Source organism: Hyphococcus sp., from assembly GCF_965267305.1.
Classification (GTDB): domain Bacteria; phylum Pseudomonadota; class Alphaproteobacteria; order Caulobacterales; family Parvularculaceae; genus Hyphococcus.
The window spans coordinates 2,729,657-2,746,826 of the sequence record NZ_OZ253945.1 but is presented as its reverse complement, the minus strand read 5'-3'; the positions used below and the strand labels follow the sequence as shown (position 1 = coordinate 2,746,826).

Here is a 17,170-nt window from a genome sequence, read left to right as displayed (position 1 = left end):
ATGGCTGACGGCGCATCGCGGCCTTGGAAGCGGCGAACCATGATGGCCTTTGCCGAGGATGCAGATCCCCGGTTTTCGGAAAAACGCCTGGAAACTGATGAGAAACCGGCGAAATTCGCCGGCAAGGACAAGAAGCGTGCGCGCATCGCTTTCACCGGCGAGGAATGGGGCTTCGGTTATCAGGCGACCAAGAATTTCCTTCAACTCGCCCGCGAACGCCGCACCGTGCCCGACGCCGGTTTCGGCGCTATGGAGCTCAAGGTCGAGCGCGAATTCGACGAGGCGAGCAAGAATAACGGCTTCGATTATCAGAACCCCGACACGCAGCCGCTGCGCACCAAAGAACAGGCGCTCATGGCGGTGCAGCAGAACATCGCCGATTTCGCCATCGTGCCTTTCTACAATCCCTATTCGGGTTACGACTACGAATCTTTGCGCGCGGTGGCGAGCCTGTCGCGCCTGCGCGGCGTGCAGCAGATCGAAGCAAGCGATCATTACTGTCTCGCCGTTCACGAGTCGCAGCTTTACGACATCGTGCAGTCTTCCCACCCGGGCACCGGCTTTTCCGCGCTGCAACGGCGCATGCGCAAATCCTGGGGCCTTGTGGATACGGGCAGCGGCAACACGCCGTCCGGCGAGGCGGGTTACGACGGCGAGATGCCGCGCGCCGGCCTTCCCATCGACATGGCCGATCAGAAATTGATCCGTGACCGGATCGATGTGGTGTTCGCCGGTCCTGACGCCGCGCGCCGCTGCAAGGCGAAACTCGACGGCATGCGCTCTATCGGCGTCGAGGTGCAGGAAACCGCGCAGATGGTCGAGCCCCATCGCGAACTGGCGCGCATCGCCCGCTCCGCGGTGTCGAACACGCGCCAGACCAATACGTTTTTCGATCCGATTTCTGGCGAAACACGGCATTTTTCGACGCTCGGCGCGGAAGCCCAGAACGGCAAACTGTTCGCCATGGTGCTGCCCTACGAAGTCGCCATGCGCTCGTCGGATTATCTCATCATCGACCACAATTTCGAACAGGGCGATCCCATGAAGACGCGCTTCATGGTGGTCGAGAACAATCCCGATCACACGCTCTACGAAGACCGCTACCGCACCACTGACGCCAAGACCGGCTACTGGACGCAGCGGCTCGCGACGATCGCGAATCCGCATTTGGGCGACGCTGTGCCCGCGGGGCTGATGCGCATTCTCGGCATGGGCGTCGGCGCGGTTGCAATCCTGCTTCTGGTCTTCGGCGCCTATGGCATGAGCGCGTCCATGACCGCGCTCAACCTGCCGCAAAGTCTTCAGTGGATTTCATCGCTGACCGCCGGCGGCGCGCTGGCGCTTGGCGCCGCAGCCGCGCTCGCGGCGTTCGTCATGCTCTCGTCGCAAGCGACGGGATCGCGCGGCGTGCGCGTCATGTTCCTGTTCCGCCGCGACAAGACCGCGGCGTCCATCGGCGACATTGAAAACTACCTGCGCAATTACGGCGTGCGTCACACCGTGGTGCGGATCGACGAAGACAGCAATCGCGATGCGCCGGCCTCCATGGTGCTCGATGTCGAATTCGATCCGGCGGATTTCAAATACGGCCCCTTCGCCATGTTATTCCGGCGCCTGCGCGGGTCGGTCGTCAACGGCGCGGTCAAGAAAGCCTTCGCGCGCTGGAAAAACCGCGGCGTCACCATACTCGCCGCAATGCCCATCGAAGGCGGCCAGTCGCAGCTTCCGAAGCATACCGCCCGCCGCTGGTGGAGCGAAGCGGTAAGCGACTGGCTCGCGGACGCGACAGAGACCTGGTTCATCCGCCTGTCGCGGATCCTCTTCTTCTATCTGATCCCGGCGGCGGTCGTGATCGCCTTGGTGCTCAAATTCCTCAACGTCTGGGGATAAACTCAGGCCTCAACGCTTCAGAAAAATATAGAAGGCCCCGGCGCCGCCATGGCGCTGATGGGCCGGGCTCGCCCGGGAGACGAGTTTTCGCAAGGGCTCCTCGGCGAGCCAGTCGGAGAGCCGGGCACGCAAGACGCCCCTTCCGCTTGGACCTTCCCAACTGCGAGACGGCGCTGCGTCGGCAGCGCCTTTCCCGGTAATCACCAGAAGACAGCGCGCGCCATGGGCGTGACGCTCCGTCACGAAACGCCGCAGCGCAGTTTCCGCCGTGCGCTGCGTATGCCCGTGAAGGTCGAGCACGCCGTCAATCGCGATCCGTCCGCGGCCGGCCAGCCGGTCGAGACGCGGATCGCCAGCCGCAAAGGGATGCTGTGCGCGGGAGGATAGGGGCTCGGCATTGCGCGCCGGCTTGGACCCGGCGCTCTGGCGCGGTTTCAGGAGGCCCGGCGAAGGCTTTGAACTCTCCACGGCACTATGCTGCGGACCCGAAACGATCTTTTCAGTCAGAGGCTTATTACGGCCATAAGGGGCCACGTCGCGCATCGCCCGGCGCCACAGCGCTTCTTCGTCCGGCGTCATTGAACGCCGCCGGCTCACGGGGCGTTTCTCAGATATTTCCGGGGAATGCGCTCGGCGAGGCGGCGGGGAAGGAGGACGATCATCCGGCCCTTGGCGTTCATGGCGCCGGCGATCTCGCCCGCCTCTTCGCCCGAGCCCCAGTAAACATCGCCGCGCACCGGCCCCTTGATGGCGCCGCCCGTATCCTGGGCGATCATCAGCCGCCGGATCGGCTTGTCGCCATTCTCCTCCACCGGCTCGATGTCGACCCAGACCGGCGCACCGAGCGTATGATAACGCCGGTCGACGGCGAGGGACCGGCCGGTGGTCAGGGGCGCGCCCTGCGCGCCCAGCGGCCCAAGCGCCGGATCGGCGTCATCGAGTTCGCGGAAATAGACATAAGACGCATTTTGCTCGCGCAGTTTTTGTGCATCTTCCGGAGCGGCTTCATCGAGCCAGCCGCGGATCGACTGCATAGTGATGTCTTCGAGCGGCATGATGGCGCGATCCACCATGACGCGCCCGATCGCCGTATAAAGATGGCCGTTCTGCGCCGCATAGCCGACGCGCATGGACGACCCGTCCTCGAATTGAAGGCGGCCGGAACCCTGTATCTGCAAAAAGAAAAGATCGTTGGGGTCGAGCCAGGCGAGGGGCGCGGCACCCGCATGATCGGCGGCCTCGATCTCTGCGCGCGCGTCATAAGGAACAAGCCGTCCCCCTTCGACGCGGCCTGCAATGCGCTCGCCTTTAAGCGCGTCGCGGAAATTGCCAAGATCGACTTCGATGAGATCGTCCGGACGCGGAAGAACCGGCGCCGTGTGCGTTTCCGTCGGCAGGCGCGACGCCTCATAGACCGGCTCGAAATAGCCGGTGAAGGTTCCGGTCTTTTCTATTCTGGGCTCAGCGCGGCGCGCAGGACCGTCGGGCAAGGGCGCGCGCGCGGTCGCGATTTCAACCGGCGTGAAGTGAAATTCGAAGAATGCGCGCAAGGCGCCGCGCCGTCCGCCGGGATCGGAATAGGCGCTGACGAGAAGCGCCCGCGCCTCCGCGCAGGGACGCAGCCAGTCGGCGACGGTTCCCGACAGCGTCAGCGCCGGGTCGTTTATTCCCAGATTTTCCAACGGGTTAGCGGGCGCCTCCGGCGCCAGCGTCTCAAACCGTTGGCAGGAGCGCACGAAAGCCTCGAGCGCCGGACCCGGATCATCCTGCAGCCAGCCCGTCATCGTGTCGAAGGACGCGAAGCGCAGATCGAGCTCGGGCGGCCCGAAATCTTCATCCTCGAATTCGCGCTCGTAATAGGGCGGCACGACGCCGCTGAAAACGAGCGCGGCGGCGAGCGCCGCAAGCATGACGGCGCCAGCGAGCAACAGCCGCAATTGCGTGTACGAAAACGCGCTCATGCCGGCGTCACGGGGCTGCTCACGATCATGGGGAAACGGCGCTCCTTAAGTTTCTTGCGCCGCAAATTTCTATTCGCCGCCGCCAGTCGCCACAAGCGTCCAGTTGGGATCGCTGCTCGACGTTTTGCGCGAGAAGGTCCAGCGGTCCTTGACGAGATCAATGCGATTGGGATCGCCGTCGACAACCTCGCCATCCCGATCACGCGTGACGCGCACCTGGTTCGACTTGAATTCGACCACGGCGGACATGACGCCGTTTTCAACCGCGCTGTCGATGATCGCCGCATGTTCGATGCCGACGAATTTCAGATCCGATGCATACCCAGCGGCGTCACGGTCCATGACGGCGTTCTTGAAAGCGCCGTATACGGATTCATCGAGATAGGGGCGGATCGATTTAAGATCGCCGGAGGCAAACGCCTCGACGATCATCTCATAGGCGCCGCGGGCGCCGTCAAGAAACTCCGACTCATCGAAGCGCGGATCGGCCTCGCGCAGAACCCGCGCATTGGTGGAGACGGGCTTGGGCGGCGGGGCGTCCTCGATCTCTTCGGCGTCTTCATCGCGGAGGGTTTCCGCCGCGCGAGCCCGGGCCGCGCGCTGCACCGCTTCGAGGTCATGATTCTGCTCATGCCCCGTGCGGGTGCCCATGACCGAAATCAGTCGGAAAATGACAAAGGCGGCGACGCCAGCGAAAAAAAGAAGCACTGGATCCATATCGTCCAATATCGCTCCGAAACCTTAATATTGCTCAAGCGAGTTCTATATAGGAGCCATAGAAGGAGATTGCACCCCACATGCTGTTGATCCTCGCGGCGCTTTTCATCATCGGCCCTATCGCCGAAATCTATGTGCTTTTGACCGCTGCGGACGCCTTCGGCATCCTGCCGGTCATCCTCGCCTGTCTTGGAACCGCTTTTCTGGGCGGCTTCCTGATCCGTCTCCAGGGCCTTCAGGCGCTCAACGCCGCCCGGGCCGACCTTGAGACCGGGCGGCTGCCGGTGGATTCGGCAGTCGACGGCGCGCTTCTGGTGGTGGCGGCGCCGCTCCTCATGACTCCCGGCTTCATCACCGACAGCGCCGGCTTCCTTTTGCTCATACCGCCTGTGCGGCGCCTCCTCGCCCGCATGGCGCTGAAAGCCATCCGTAGCCATATCGTGCGCAGGGAAGACATGATGCGTTAGGCTGCCGGAGCGCGCGGGTTGCGGCTTTCGGGCGGGGCGTGTATGGAGCGCCCTCTTTTTCCTCCATGAAGACGGAACGATCTGCATGTCCGACACGCCCGCCAGCCCGAATCCCAACGCACCCGAAGGCTTCGATCCCAATGCCGCCCCCACCATGAACGTGCTGGCGCAGTATCTCAAAGACCTCTCTTTTGAGAACCCGCGCGCCCCGGCGGTCTATCAGTCGAATTCGACGCCGAAGATCGACGTCAATGTGGACGTGCAGGGACGCGGCCTCAATCAGAACCAGTATGAGATCGAGCTTTCCGTCGCCGCCCGCGCCAATCGCGAGAATGGTGACGCTATGTTCGTCGTTGAGGCGACCTATGCAGGCGTCTTTGAAATCATCAATGTGCCGCGCGACCAGCTTGAAATGGTGATGATGGTGGAATGCCCGCGGCTCTTGTTCCCGTTCATGCGCCAGATCATCGCCGACTCAACCCGCAACGGTAATTTCCCGCCGCTGATGCTGGAGCCTATCGATTTCATGGGAATCTATCTCGCCAACGCCCAGCGCCGCGACCAGCAAGCCGCCGGCCAGGCGTAGCATCAGCCAGCCATCGCTTTTTTCCAGACTGCTTCATCGCCAAGCTCGGCGATGAATGCGGCATGCGCGTCCCGCTCCTCATCGGTGATGAGCGAGGCGAGGGCGCGGGGGCGTTGACGCGCAGGAGCGCGACAACGCGTACCGCTCGTCGCCGTAGCAGCGCCTTCTTCGCGGCGGAAGTCGAGGCCTGCCTGCGCCCCGCCCGTCAATTCGATATAGACCGCGGCCAGCAGCTTTGAGTCGAGGAGGGCGCCGTGACCGTCGCGCTGGCGGATCGACGTGTCGATCGCAAAGCGCGCGCAGAGCGCGTCGAGGCTCGCCGGGGCGCCCGGAAATTTCCGCCGCGCCATATGCAGCGTGTCGACGATGTTTTCCCGGTCGAGCAGTTTGAGGCCGGCCGCCTGAAGCTCGGCGTTCATGAAGGGCAGGTCGAAGCCGATACCGTTATGAGCGACGAGCTGCGCATCGGCGACAAAGTCGAGAAAAGCCTGCGCCACGCTCTCATGCGTAAAGACCGGCTTGTCGCTCAGGAATTCGGCGGATAGCCCGTGCACTTCAAAGGCGCCCATGGGCATATCGCGCTGAGGGTTCACATAGGTGTGGAAATTGCGGCCCGTCACCGCGCCGTTGACAAGCTCCACCGCCCCGATCTCGACGATCCGGTGGCCTTCGGAGAATTTAAAGCCCGTCGTTTCAAGGTCGAATACGATCTGCCGCATGCCGCCGCCTTTAGTCTGTTGTCTCCGCCGCCGCCGCGCTCGCCCGCGCGCATTTTAATCTGTAGACGGATAGAGGGTTTGCTTCACCGTCGAGGCGATGCCCTGGAGGGTGAAAGGCTTCTGGATATAGCCCGCCCCCTCGATGAGGTCGAGCTGATCGCGCACCGCCGCTTCCGCATAGGCGGACATGAAAATGATCTTGGACTGAAGCCCCAGCGTCTCGCGCGCCTGTTTGACCATGGACGGCCCGTCCATGTCCGGCATCATGACATCGGAGATGACGAGGTCGTAGTCCATGTCCTCTTCGAGCAGCTCGAGCGCCTCTTCGGCGTCCGCGGCTTCGCTGACTTCATAGCCGCAATCGGTGAGCGTCGCGACGACGAAATTGCGGACCGGGTCTTCGTCCTCAACGATGAGGACTCGGCCTGCGCCGGTGAGGTCCTGCGCCTCCCGGACCTTGGGCGCGGCGGCTTCCTTCGGTGTTTCAGCATCCTCTTCCGGCGCGTCATAGGCAGGCAGGTAAATCTCGAAGGTCGCGCCTTTGCCCTCGGCGCTTTTCAACGCAATAACGCCGTCAAGCTGACGAATGATGCCGTAGACGGTGGAGAGGCCGAGCCCCGTTCCCTTGCCGGTTTCCTTGGTGGTGAAGAAGGGATCGAAAATCTTGTCGGCGATCTCCTGCGGCACGCCGGGGCCCGTGTCGGCGACTTCGATCAGCACATAATCCTGGTCGAGGAGACCCGCGATGTTGCGCGCTTTGGCTTCCTCCGCCGAAATGCTCTGGGTGCGGATGGTGAGCGTTCCGCCGGCCGAGCCCATGGCGTCGCGGGCGTTGACCGCCAGGTTCATTACTGCCGTCTCGAGCTGATAGCGGTCGACCTTGACGAAAGGAAGGGCGCGGCCATTGACGAGTTCGAGTTTCACTTTCTCGCCGATGGAGCGGGTCAGGAAACGCGAGAAATCCCGGAGGATTTCGGTGATCGAGAGCGCTTCCTTTTTGAGCGTCTGCTTGCGCGAAAAGGCGAGAAGCTGCTTCGTCGTATTTGCTGCGCGCTGGGCGTTTTCGCGGATCTGAACGAGATCGGCATAGGCCGGATCGCCCGCCGGGTGTTTCAGCATCAGGCGGTCACAATGACCGATTACGACCTGCAGGTAATTGTTGAAGTCATGGGCGACCTTGCTGGCTAGTTCGCCGATGCCGCGCAGTTTCTGGTCCTGCGCATATTCCTCTTCCATCTGTTTGCGGTCGGTGACGTCGACGGAATAAAGGAGCGTCCGGCGCACACCATAGGCGCCGCGCTTGCGCCGCACGGGACGCGCGAACAGCGCATAGGTGCGCGACGCGGCGCCCGTCCCGACGGTCGCCTCAATGGCTTTGGGCGCCCCGCCGGCGCGGGTCTTGCGGCGGATTTCCTCGGCGAGTTCTTCAAGCGTCGCCTGCGCCACAGACTTGACCAGCGGCGCATTTTTCTTCTGCGCGCCGAAAGCATCGGCGAAGGCCTTGTTCGCCTCGACAACACGCCCGTCGCGATTGATCTCGCCTTCGACGATGGCGACGCCGAAGGGCGATTCCGACATGTCGCCGGAGAGCGCCACATCTTCGACCTCGTCGGCGCTTTCATCGACGGTCATCTCCACGCAGGCGAAACCTTCGCCGATGCCGCCGCGGCGGAAGGCCACGAAACTGGCTTCGGCAGGCTCCGCATTGCGGCGGCGCACCTGCGCCGTGATAGGCTCGCGGTCGATCCGCCACAGGCCGCTGATGAGATCGCTCGTCTCGCCAAGGACGATGTCGTCGATCGCCTGCAACTGCCCGCGCGCGGCGCCGAGCTTTTCGCGCGCAGCGGCGTTGGCCCAGGCGATCTGGCCCGACTTCTCCAGCGCGAAAACCGGATGCGGAAAATCCGCGTAAGCCGCCGCGAGGCTGTCCTGCTCCTTTTCCTCAATGGGAAGTTCGCGAAGGCGCCAAGCAACGTGATCCTCGGCGCCGCGGATCGGGCGCACGCTGACTTCGAAGCGCCGGCGTTCGCCGCCGCCGGCGAGGCCCATGGTCTGATAGATGATCTCCTCGGCGGCTTCGGCGCTTTTTGCGGCCTTGCAGAGCCGGAAGACCTTCGTCGCTTCCGCACCCTGTTGCGCGAAGAGGCGGTCGATGCGGGGCGGCAGGCCGGCGGGGCCCATGACGCCCGCCGCCTTCGCCAGATCGAAATAGGCGCGGTTGGCATAGGTGACGACGCCATCGCGGCGCGCCACCAGCCGCGCCTCGTCATCGGCGTCGAGGACCCGTTCCGCAAGGCCCAGCGCGCCGAGAATTTCGGCGCCGGCAAGCTCCACCGCCTCGGCGGGCTTCTTGCCCGTCGCCCGGCGCAGCATGACGCCCGTCACCAGCACCGGGGAAAACATCTTCATGGCGGCGCCGGTCAGGAACACGGCGATCAAGAGCGCCAGTCCGCCCGCGAGAACAATGCCCGCGCCGCCAGAATCGCGCGCACTGATGACCACATATACGATCGCTGCAATCGCGGTGAAAACCCCGGCCCAGAGAAGCCAGAAGGCGGCGGCGTTGACCAAACCGCCCGCGTCGTCCTTCTTTTCCGGTTTCGCCGTCTTGCCCGCCTTCTCTGCGGCGGCGTCCATCATCGCTATGATTTCCTCGCGCGTATGGGGCCGCGGGCCGGCCGCGGCGTCACCCTCAGCCTTTGTCTGGTCGAGAAGCTCCTCCCGCAAGGATTTGACATTGTCAGCGCCGGACAAAGGACGTCTCCGAAAAGGTGATTCGAACCGGGGACTATGGCCCGCTTCGCCCATCCCCGCCACCTAGGACAGGCATGGATTTTCCCCGTATTTGCGTTGCTTTTCGGTCATTTCCCCTTTCGACAACCGCAGCCGCCGTCTTATGTTTCGAGGGCGGCGTTGACGAGCCAGCGACGCCTGCCCATTTGCGAAGATAAGCAACGGGAAAACCGCGCCATGACAAAAAAACTGGGACTGGTTCTCGGCTCCGGCGCGGCGCGCGGCTGGGCCCATATCGGGGTCTTAAGGGCGCTGAATGAAATCGGCGTCAAACCTGACGCCATCGCCGGTTGTTCCGTCGGTGCGCTTGTGGGCGGAGCGCATCTCATCGGCGCCCTCGACGAGTTCGAACGCTGGGCGCGCACGCTGAAACCCCTCTCGGCGCTGCAAAGCTTCGCCTTGAAAGTGCATCATGGCGGTTTCGTCGATACGGCCCCCGCCTTCGAAGCATTCCGCAGCTTTGACAAGAAGATTGAAGACCTGCCTGTGAAATACGGCGCCGTCGCAGCGGATCTCGCGACCGGCGAAGAAGTCATCATCACCTCGGGCTCGGTGATCGACGCCGCGCGCGCCTCAAGCGCGATTCCCGTGATCTTTCACGCCGTTCACACACGCGGGAAATGGCTGGTCGATGGCGCTCTCGCCAATCCGGCGCCGGTCTCGCTCGCGCGCCGGCTCGGCGCCGATGTGGTCATTTCCGTCGACCTCAACGCCGTCCCCCGCGTCCTCGACCGCTTCGACGCGCCGAAGGAGCGCATGCCGGTTCTCGTGCAAAAGGAGCTGAAACATCCCGAAACCATCACCGGCGCCGTCGCCAAACTGATCGACGAGACCAAAGCCGCCATTGATCTCCAAGTGGCCATGGCGAAGGCGCGCGCAGGAGCGAAGCCGCACCTATTCGAGACCGCCTACGCCGCCGCCGACATTTTCCAGATGCAGCTCGCCCGCGCCCGCGCCGTCGCCGAGCCGCCCGACATCTGGGTGAAGCCCGACATGCGCGACGCCATGCCCACCGCCTTCGACCGCGCCGACGAGTTCATAGAGGAAGGCTATCGCGCCCTGATGAAGGAGCGCGGCGAGATTGAGCGGTTGCTGAGCGCGTGACGAAACAGCCTTACAACGCACTCGTTATCGGCGCCTCCGGCGGCATCGGCTCAGCCGTGACCGACGCGCTGAACGACGATCCGCAATGCGCCCATGTGATTGCGCTCTCGCGCAGCCGAAACCGCCTCGATCTTACGGATGAGGAGAGCGTCGCCACAGCGGCGCAAAATATCGCCCCTGGCGACGGCTTCGATCTTATTTTCAATGCGGCCGGCGTGCTCGACATCAACGGCGCCGGACCGGAAAAGGCGTTTAAGGACATCGACGCAGAGGTGATGGCGCGCGCTTTGGCGGTCAATGCAGTGGGAACGGCGCTCGCCTTCAAATATTTCCTGCCGCTGATGAAGCGCGACGGCAAAAGCGTTTTTGCGACCTTGTCAGCCCGCGTCGGCTCCATCGCCGACAACCGGCTCGGAGGCTGGATGAGCTATCGCGCCTCGAAAGCCGCGCTCAACCAGATCGTCCGCTGCGCCGCCATTGAGGAAAAGCGGCGCAACAAGGAAAGCATCGTGGTCGCCCTCCATCCCGGCACCATCCCAACCCCGCTGACGGAAAAATACGCGAAAGACCGCTATACGGCGAGCCCTGAGGAATGCGCGCGCAATCTCCTTGGCGTCATCTCCCGTCTTTCGGCAGAGCAATCCGGCGGGTTTTTCGATTACGCCGGGGAGACGATCCCCTGGTGACGGACTCGCGCCTCATTCTCATCATGGGCGACCAGCTTTCGCGCGATATCTCTTCGCTGAAGGACGCGCGCAAAACCAAAGACGTCATCCTGATGGGCGAGCTCTGGGATGAAGCCACAAGCGTCAGACATCACAAGAAGAAAATCATCCTCGTCCTCTCCGCGATGCGCCATTTCGCAGAAGAGCTGAAGAAAGACGGCTGGCGCGTTGACTATCAGAAACTTGATGACAAGAACGCAACGCGCTCCTTCACTGAGCTGGTGAACCGCGCCGTCAAAAACCATGAGCCCGCTGAGCTGATCGTCACCGAGCCCAGCGAAAGGCGCGTGCTGCAAGAAGTCGAAGGCTGGGAAAAAGCATTTTCCATCCCTGTCGAGATTCGCACCGATGACCGTTTCATCGCCAGCCATCAGGAGTTCGACGACTGGGCCAAGAGCCGCAAGCAGTTGCGCATGGAATATTTCTACCGCGAAATGCGCCGCAAAACCGGGCTTTTGATGGAAGGCGACAAACCGGCCGGCGGCGAATGGAATTACGACAAGGAAAACCGCAAGCCCGCCTCCGGCGATCTTTTCATGCCGTCGCCGAAGACATTCAAACCGGACGCCATCACCAAAGACGTGATCGATCTGGTCAAAGGCAAATTCGCCGAACACTTCGGCGACGCTGAACCCTTCCAATTTGCAGTGACACGCAAAGACGCGCTGAAAGCGCTCGACCATTTCATCAAAGAAGCGCTGCCGCGGTTTGGGGATTTTCAGGACGCCATGCTGACGGGCGAGCGCTTTCTCTATCACTCGGTTCTGTCGGCTTACATCAATATCGGGCTGCTTGATCCGCTGGAGGTCTGCAAGCGCGCGGAGAACGCTTATTTGTCTGGCGACGCGCCCATAAACGCAGCCGAAGGCTTTATCCGCCAAATCATCGGCTGGCGCGAATATGTACGCGGGCATTACTGGCGCGGCGGCGAAGAGTATGTGCGCCGGAATTTTTTCGGGAATGAGCGGAAGCTTCCCGCATTTTACTGGTCCGGCGAAACGGATATGGCCTGCATCCGCGAAACCGTCACGCAGACCCTCGAAGACGCTTACGCCCATCACATTCAGCGGCTGATGGTGACGGGGCTGTTCGCCATGCTCGCGGGAATCGATCCCTACGACGTGCACGAATGGTATCTGATCGTTTATTTCGACGCCTTCGAATGGGTGGAGGCGCCGAATGTCATCGGCATGTCGCAATATGCCGATGGCGGCGCGCTCGGCTCAAAGCCCTATGCGGCGTCCGGCGCCTATATCAACCGCATGTCGGATTACTGCAAAACCTGCCGATACGCCGTGACGAAGAAAACCGAAGAGGACGCCTGTCCTTTCAACACGCTTTACTGGGATTTCCTTGCGCGCAATGAAAAGAAGCTGAAAGACAATCCACGACTCGCCCAGATGTACCGGACCTGGGCTAAAATGGAGAAAGGAACCAAGCTTTCCTATCGCGCGAGGGCGCGCGCCATTCTCGACAAACTCGACGCCGGCGAACGGATCTGACGTTTAAAGAATGTTGAGCACGGTTTCCGGCGGGCGGCCGATGGCGGCCTTGTCGCCGTTCACGACAATGGGCCGCTCGATAAGGATCGGGTTTTCCGCCATCGCGTCGATCAGCGCCGTCTCCGCCTTTGCGTGGGCGAGATCGAGCTCCGTATAGGGCGCCTCTTTCACGCGCATCATCTCGCGCGCGCTTTTCAGTCCCAGCTTTTTCACGAGACCCTTGAGCGCCGCCTTAGAAGGCGGGTCTTCAAGATAGAGAACAACCTCCGGTTCAATCCCTTTTTCTTCCAAGAGCGCCAGCGTCTGGCGCGATTTCGAACAGCGGGGATTGTGATAGATCGTAACCGGCATCGTCTTCCTTAAAGAGATAGTCTGTACCCGCCGCTTTCGGTGAGAAGGATCGAAGCATTCGACGGATCCGGCTCGATCTTCTGGCGCAGGCGATAGACATGGGTTTCGAGCGTGTGTGTCGTAACGCCTGAATTATAGCCCCAGACCTCGTCCAGCAAGACATCGCGCGTCACCGGCTTGCCGCCGGCGCGATAGAGATATTTGAGGATGGAAGTTTCTTTCTCAGTGAGCCGGATTTTCTTATCTTCCGGCGTTACGAGCATTTTGACAGCGGGCCGGAATTCGTAAGGCCCGACCTTGAACACGGCGTCTTCGCTTTGTTCGTGGCTTCTTAAGTGCGCACGCACGCGCGCAAGGAGCACGCCGAATTTGAACGGCTTTGAGACATAGTCATTGGCGCCCGCATCGAGCCCGAGAATCGTGTCGGCCTCGGAATCGGCGCCGGTGAGCATGATGATCGGCGACTTGAAGCCGTTCTTTCGCATGATGCGGCAGGCTTCGCGCCCGTCCATATCGGGAAGCCCCACATCGAGGAGCATCAGGTCGATATGCGCTTCTTCCTTCACGCGCTCGATTGCGGCCTGCGCCGTCGCCACCGGCTCCAGCGCAAATTCGTCATGCACGGCAAACTGATCGCTCAGCGCGTCGCGCAATAATTCGTCATCGTCAACCAACAGGATTTTCTTGACGCGGTTCATGGTTTCTCGCCCGTTTAAAATTCTGACCGGCGGATATAGCGCCGATCGATCCGCTATGGAGCCTCCAGGTTTCAACAACTTTTCGTTATAGGCCCGTGAGCGCCCTAATGAACAGGACGGGTCCCGAAAATCGCCGTCCCGATGCGCACATGGGTTGCGCCGAGCTGGGCCGCAAGCAGATAATCGCCGCTCATTCCCATGGAAAGCCCGGAAAGATTTAGGCTTTTCGCGATTTTGGCGAGAAGGGCGAAATGCGGCGCCGGGTCGTCCTCGACGGGCGGAATGCACATCAGCCCCTCGATCTCGAGCCCATGCTCGGCCTGGCACTGCGTCAAAAAAGCCGGAACGTCGGCCGGGGCGAGCCCCGCTTTTTGCGGCTCCTCGCCTGTGTTCACCTGAATATAAAGCTTTGGACGGCGGCCCTGTTTGTCCATTTCCGCGGCGAGGGCTTTGGCGAGTTTCGGCCGGTCGAGACTTTCAATGACATCGAAGGTCGCCACCGCCTCCTTCGCCTTGTTGGTCTGCAAGGGGCCGATCAGCCGCAGCTCGATATCCGGATAATCGGCCTTCAAGTCCGGCCATTTCGCCATCGCCTCCTGCACGCGGTTTTCGCCGAAAGTTCGGTGGCCGGCTTCGAGCGCGGGACGGATGCGCGCCGCGTCATGAAATTTCGAAACAGCGGTAATGACGACAGAACTGGCGGGACGGCCCGCCTCTTTCAGCGCGCCCTCGATTTCTTCCCTGATCCTTGCGAGATTGGCGGCGGGATCGGCATCGTTTTCTGAAAGGGCGGCGTGAGAAGACATGAAGGGCTCCGCTTGCGGGCGGCGAAACTAGCAGCCGCCGCGAACGACCTCAAACGCCGGTCGGGCGTTTCGACGCCTTTTCATCTTGCTTTTCTGACAGACGGGCGCCGCGCGCCGGATCCGCTTCTGGTGGCGCGGGTCCTGCCAAAAGGCGCAGGCGTCATCCTGCGGGATTACGAGACGCCCCGGCGAGCTGCGCTCGCCGCGCAATTGAAGTCGGTCTGTGCGGCCCGCGGCGTGAGACTCCTCATCGGCGCCGATATGGCTCTCGCGGAGCGGCTCGGCGCCGACGGCGTTCACTGTCCGCGCTGGTTTTCAGCGGCAAGGCCAATTCCACAAGGCATGATCGTCACCGCTTCTGCGCATGATGTGGCGGAGCTCCGGCGGGCTGAAGCCATGGGCGCCGATCTGGCGCTCTTGTCGCCCGCCTTCCCGACAAGCAGCCATGAAGGAGAAGAGGGCCTTGGTCCCGCCGCTTTCCGGCGTTTGGCGGCGGCGTCCCCAGTTCCGGTGCTGGCGCTGGGCGGCGTCGATGAGACCAATGCCGGAAGGCTTGCAGGCGCCAATGTTGCTGGCCTCGCCGCCATCGGCGCCTTTCTCGACTGATTATTCTTCAGCTTTCGTCCAGACGGCCAGAAGGTTCCCGGAGGGATCGCGGAAATGGAACCGCCGACCGCCGGGAAATTCGTGGCGTTCGGTGATCTCGCCGCCCGCATCCACAACGCGCTTTTCGCTCGCCTCGATATCGTCGGCATAAAGAATGACGAGCGTCGATCCGTTGACGGGTTTTTCGCCGCCCCTGATCCCGCCATCGAGGCCGGCGCCGGTGAAGCTGACATAGGTCTCGCCCCAATCCTGGAACTCCCATCCGAAAGCGGCGTTGTAAAACGCTTTCGCGACGGACAAATCTTCCGCGGCAAGCTCTACATAATCGATGTGATTGTTTTTCTGGGCCATGACGGCGTCTCCTGATGCTGAGGAGGACGCACCGCCCGATGCGTCCGAACAAGCCGCCACCGCAAAGAGCATAACAGGCAAGAGCAAGATGCGCATGGGTCATTTCTCCACATGAAAACAGGGCGGCCCTTGAAAGGACCGCCCTGTTTTATATCCCCTCTAAGCAGCAGGCGCTTAGAAACTTCTCTCTCTGATGCGTATTCTTAATGGAAAACCGGCGACCGCTTTTCCTAAATGCGCACTAGAATTTGATCGAGCTTTCGATCACGACCGTGGCGGCTTCTTGAGGTCCGCCTGCGGCCACAGGTTTCTTGGCTTCGGTATATTGAGCGGCGGCGCCGATCGTAATGCCGCGGCCAAGAACATAGGTTACGCCCGCCTGTGCGGTGCGCGTGTCTTGGAAAAGAGATGGGTCGAGCGGATTGAGCCCGATCGAGTTCGCCTCCGACTGGCCGTAGCCGAGCATCACGGCGACGTCGCCTTCTTCCTCGCCAGTGCGGAAGGTGACGCCCGCGTCGAAAGCGAGATAGCCGTCATCACCCAGAGATGCGAGGCCGGCGTTGGTGGACTTCACCGAACCGCCGAGCGTGATGCCGCGGTAAGCGAGATTGAGCCCGACGGAATAGGCTTCGTAATCGTCATAAATCGAGGGCGCGTCGAGCCCGGCATGTTCGTCCGCCGTCACGAAGCTCGCGCCGACGCCGACAAAGAGGCGGTTCGAGCCGCCCACCTTGATGCCTTTTTCGTAGTAAAGCGCCGCCTCGACCGCGTCATCCCAGTGACTGTCGGCGGTCAGCATGGCGCCATCCGGCGAAATCACGAAACCGGTCTGCGGCGCGCAAAGCGGGTCGCCGCAATTTTTCAGCACTGGCGAATAGGAAACGCCAAGTTGCAGCCCGCCAAAGACGCCGCCAAGGAAGTTCGCCGGCGGCATATAGGTGAGCTTTGTGGAATAGCCGCTGAAATCGTTGATGGTGTGGACGTCGTTAAGACCGGAAAGATCCGTCTGCCAATCATTGACGTTCACGGAAGAAAAAATGGTCGGCGAAGAAACCGACAGGATGCGTGCGATGCCCGCGTCGCGACCAACGATAAGCTGACCGAAAGAACCGCGCGCATAGGCGTAAGCGCCTTGCAGGTAGGCATCGCTCGAATCCGGGCCGACGCCGCGAGGACCACCGATGAGAAGGCCCGAGTACCGGCCGCCGCCGAAGAGCTGGCGGGGCTGGTCCGCATCGAGACGGCCCGTGAGAACGGCGCCGAGTTCGAGGCCGTTGTCGAGAACCGTGGATCCCTTGAAGGAGACTTTGGCGTTGACGTCGCCTTGCGCGTCGCCGTCGGCGACCCCCGCAACAGCGCTGGCTTCGCCGCTCACATCGATCTTGACCGGGTCGGCGGCATAGGCTGCGCCCACAGCAATTTGTGCGGTGAGAACCGCAGCGCTGGCGCCTAGCAATGTCGCTCTAAGACCGGTCACAGCCTTTAATCCCGTCTCTTCCCTTACCCAGACACCCGCAAAGCCGACGCCGCGAGGCCGTATCGTTGTTTCTTACCGCGCCAGAAACCGTTTCCCCAAACCGTTCCCGACCATGCCGCCCCGGCGAACCGGCGCTACTCCCAACTCAACGCCCCGACGGGCCCTAAAGACCCGGCGTCAAAAGCCTTGCCGTCATCCGATGAAAATCCCGCCCCCAAAGCGTGATTTTCCTCTTTCAAGCCATGCGCCAAACGCTGATATCAATTTTGGGCGTCAGTCGCAGACAAGGGTTAACGGCATAAAGTTAACAGCTTTATGACCAGCCTCCATATTGGCGCCCGAATTCTCGTCCTTCAAGGGAAGCAAGGCCCGCCCGTTGTGTAATTGGCGGTTTGTGGTAGGAAAGCCACGGCCTCG

Annotated in this window: 17 protein-coding genes; 7 read left to right on the top strand and 10 right to left on the bottom strand. The window is 61.9% G+C overall.

Annotated features, from left to right (window positions below; translation table 11 throughout):
• Positions 1-39: 39 nt before the first annotated feature.
• Entirely contained in the window at positions 40-1,890 is a 1,851-nt protein-coding gene (locus ACQY5P_RS13035) for a hypothetical protein (RefSeq protein WP_428407303.1), read from the top strand.
• A gap of 9 nt (positions 1,891-1,899) precedes the next feature.
• Here ACQY5P_RS13035 and ACQY5P_RS13030 read toward each other — a convergent pair whose 3' ends face one another.
• The 3 genes from ACQY5P_RS13030 to ACQY5P_RS13020 form a co-directional block, all read right to left on the bottom strand.
• A complete protein-coding gene (locus ACQY5P_RS13030; RefSeq protein ID WP_428407302.1) occupies positions 1,900-2,469 on the bottom strand; it encodes a Smr/MutS family protein in 570 nt (189 codons plus the stop codon).
• Positions 2,470-2,483: 14 nt separating this feature from the next.
• Positions 2,484-3,851 (bottom strand): murein transglycosylase A, encoded by a 1,368-nt coding sequence (gene mltA / locus ACQY5P_RS13025; protein WP_428407301.1) that lies wholly within the window; start codon positions 3,849-3,851, stop codon positions 2,484-2,486.
• Positions 3,852-3,920: 69 nt separating this feature from the next.
• A complete protein-coding gene (locus ACQY5P_RS13020; RefSeq protein ID WP_428407300.1) occupies positions 3,921-4,568 on the bottom strand; it encodes a Tim44/TimA family putative adaptor protein in 648 nt (215 codons plus the stop codon).
• 80 nt (positions 4,569-4,648) lie between these two features.
• Here ACQY5P_RS13020 and ACQY5P_RS13015 point away from each other — a divergent pair, with 80 nt between their 5' ends.
• Complete coding sequence (locus tag ACQY5P_RS13015) at positions 4,649-5,035, top strand: FxsA family protein (RefSeq protein ID WP_428407299.1); 387 nt, start codon at positions 4,649-4,651, stop codon at positions 5,033-5,035.
• Positions 5,036-5,120: 85 nt separating this feature from the next.
• Positions 5,121-5,621 carry a protein-export chaperone SecB gene (gene secB / locus ACQY5P_RS13010; RefSeq protein WP_428407298.1) on the top strand — a complete coding sequence of 167 codons (501 nt, stop codon included), beginning with the start codon at positions 5,121-5,123 and terminating at the stop codon, positions 5,619-5,621.
• A gap of 2 nt (positions 5,622-5,623) precedes the next feature.
• On the opposite strand, the gene dnaQ is transcribed toward secB, so the two are convergent.
• Both dnaQ and ACQY5P_RS13000 read right to left on the bottom strand, forming a co-directional pair.
• Positions 5,624-6,340, bottom strand: a complete 717-nt coding sequence (gene dnaQ / locus ACQY5P_RS13005) for a DNA polymerase III subunit epsilon (protein ID WP_428407297.1) — start codon at positions 6,338-6,340, stop codon at positions 5,624-5,626.
• 54 nt (positions 6,341-6,394) lie between these two features.
• Positions 6,395-9,094: an ATP-binding protein gene (locus tag ACQY5P_RS13000; protein ID WP_428407296.1), complete on the bottom strand. Its 2,700-nt coding sequence runs from the start codon at positions 9,092-9,094 to the stop codon at positions 6,395-6,397.
• A 216-nt stretch (positions 9,095-9,310) separates the two neighbouring features.
• Between ACQY5P_RS13000 and ACQY5P_RS12995 the strand changes: the two genes are divergently transcribed.
• The 3 genes from ACQY5P_RS12995 to ACQY5P_RS12985 are packed head-to-tail and all read left to right on the top strand — an operon-like array spanning position 9,311 to position 12,464.
• Positions 9,311-10,237, top strand: coding sequence for a patatin-like phospholipase family protein (locus tag ACQY5P_RS12995; protein WP_428407295.1), 927 nt, complete (start codon positions 9,311-9,313; stop codon positions 10,235-10,237).
• Complete coding sequence (locus ACQY5P_RS12990) at positions 10,234-10,923, top strand: SDR family NAD(P)-dependent oxidoreductase (protein ID WP_428407294.1); 690 nt, start codon at positions 10,234-10,236, stop codon at positions 10,921-10,923. The genes ACQY5P_RS12995 and ACQY5P_RS12990 overlap by 4 nt, the downstream gene beginning before the upstream one ends.
• A gap of 23 nt (positions 10,924-10,946) precedes the next feature.
• Entirely contained in the window at positions 10,947-12,464 is a 1,518-nt protein-coding gene (locus ACQY5P_RS12985) for a cryptochrome/photolyase family protein (protein WP_428410661.1), read from the top strand.
• Between the two features lie 3 nt (positions 12,465-12,467).
• Here ACQY5P_RS12985 and arsC read toward each other — a convergent pair whose 3' ends face one another.
• The 3 genes from arsC to ACQY5P_RS12970 all read right to left on the bottom strand — a co-directional run bounded on the left by arsC (position 12,468) and on the right by ACQY5P_RS12970 (position 14,319).
• Entirely contained in the window at positions 12,468-12,815 is a 348-nt protein-coding gene (gene arsC / locus ACQY5P_RS12980) for an arsenate reductase (glutaredoxin) (RefSeq protein ID WP_428407293.1), read from the bottom strand.
• A gap of 8 nt (positions 12,816-12,823) precedes the next feature.
• Positions 12,824-13,513 carry a response regulator transcription factor gene (locus tag ACQY5P_RS12975; protein ID WP_428407292.1) on the bottom strand — a complete coding sequence of 230 codons (690 nt, stop codon included), beginning with the start codon at positions 13,511-13,513 and terminating at the stop codon, positions 12,824-12,826.
• 104 nt (positions 13,514-13,617) lie between these two features.
• Positions 13,618-14,319 (bottom strand): YggS family pyridoxal phosphate-dependent enzyme, encoded by a 702-nt coding sequence (locus ACQY5P_RS12970; protein WP_428407291.1) that lies wholly within the window; start codon positions 14,317-14,319, stop codon positions 13,618-13,620.
• Here ACQY5P_RS12970 and ACQY5P_RS12965 point away from each other — a divergent pair.
• Positions 14,308-14,925 (top strand): thiamine phosphate synthase, encoded by a 618-nt coding sequence (locus ACQY5P_RS12965; RefSeq protein WP_428407290.1) that lies wholly within the window; start codon positions 14,308-14,310, stop codon positions 14,923-14,925. The genes ACQY5P_RS12970 and ACQY5P_RS12965 overlap by 12 nt on opposite strands.
• Here ACQY5P_RS12965 and ACQY5P_RS12960 read toward each other — a convergent pair whose 3' ends face one another.
• Entirely contained in the window at positions 14,926-15,276 is a 351-nt protein-coding gene (locus ACQY5P_RS12960; RefSeq protein ID WP_428407289.1) for a VOC family protein, read from the bottom strand.
• Between the two features lie 241 nt (positions 15,277-15,517).
• Positions 15,518-16,753 (bottom strand): porin, encoded by a 1,236-nt coding sequence (locus ACQY5P_RS12955; protein WP_428407288.1) that lies wholly within the window; start codon positions 16,751-16,753, stop codon positions 15,518-15,520.
• Between the last annotated feature and the right edge of the window lie 417 nt (positions 16,754-17,170).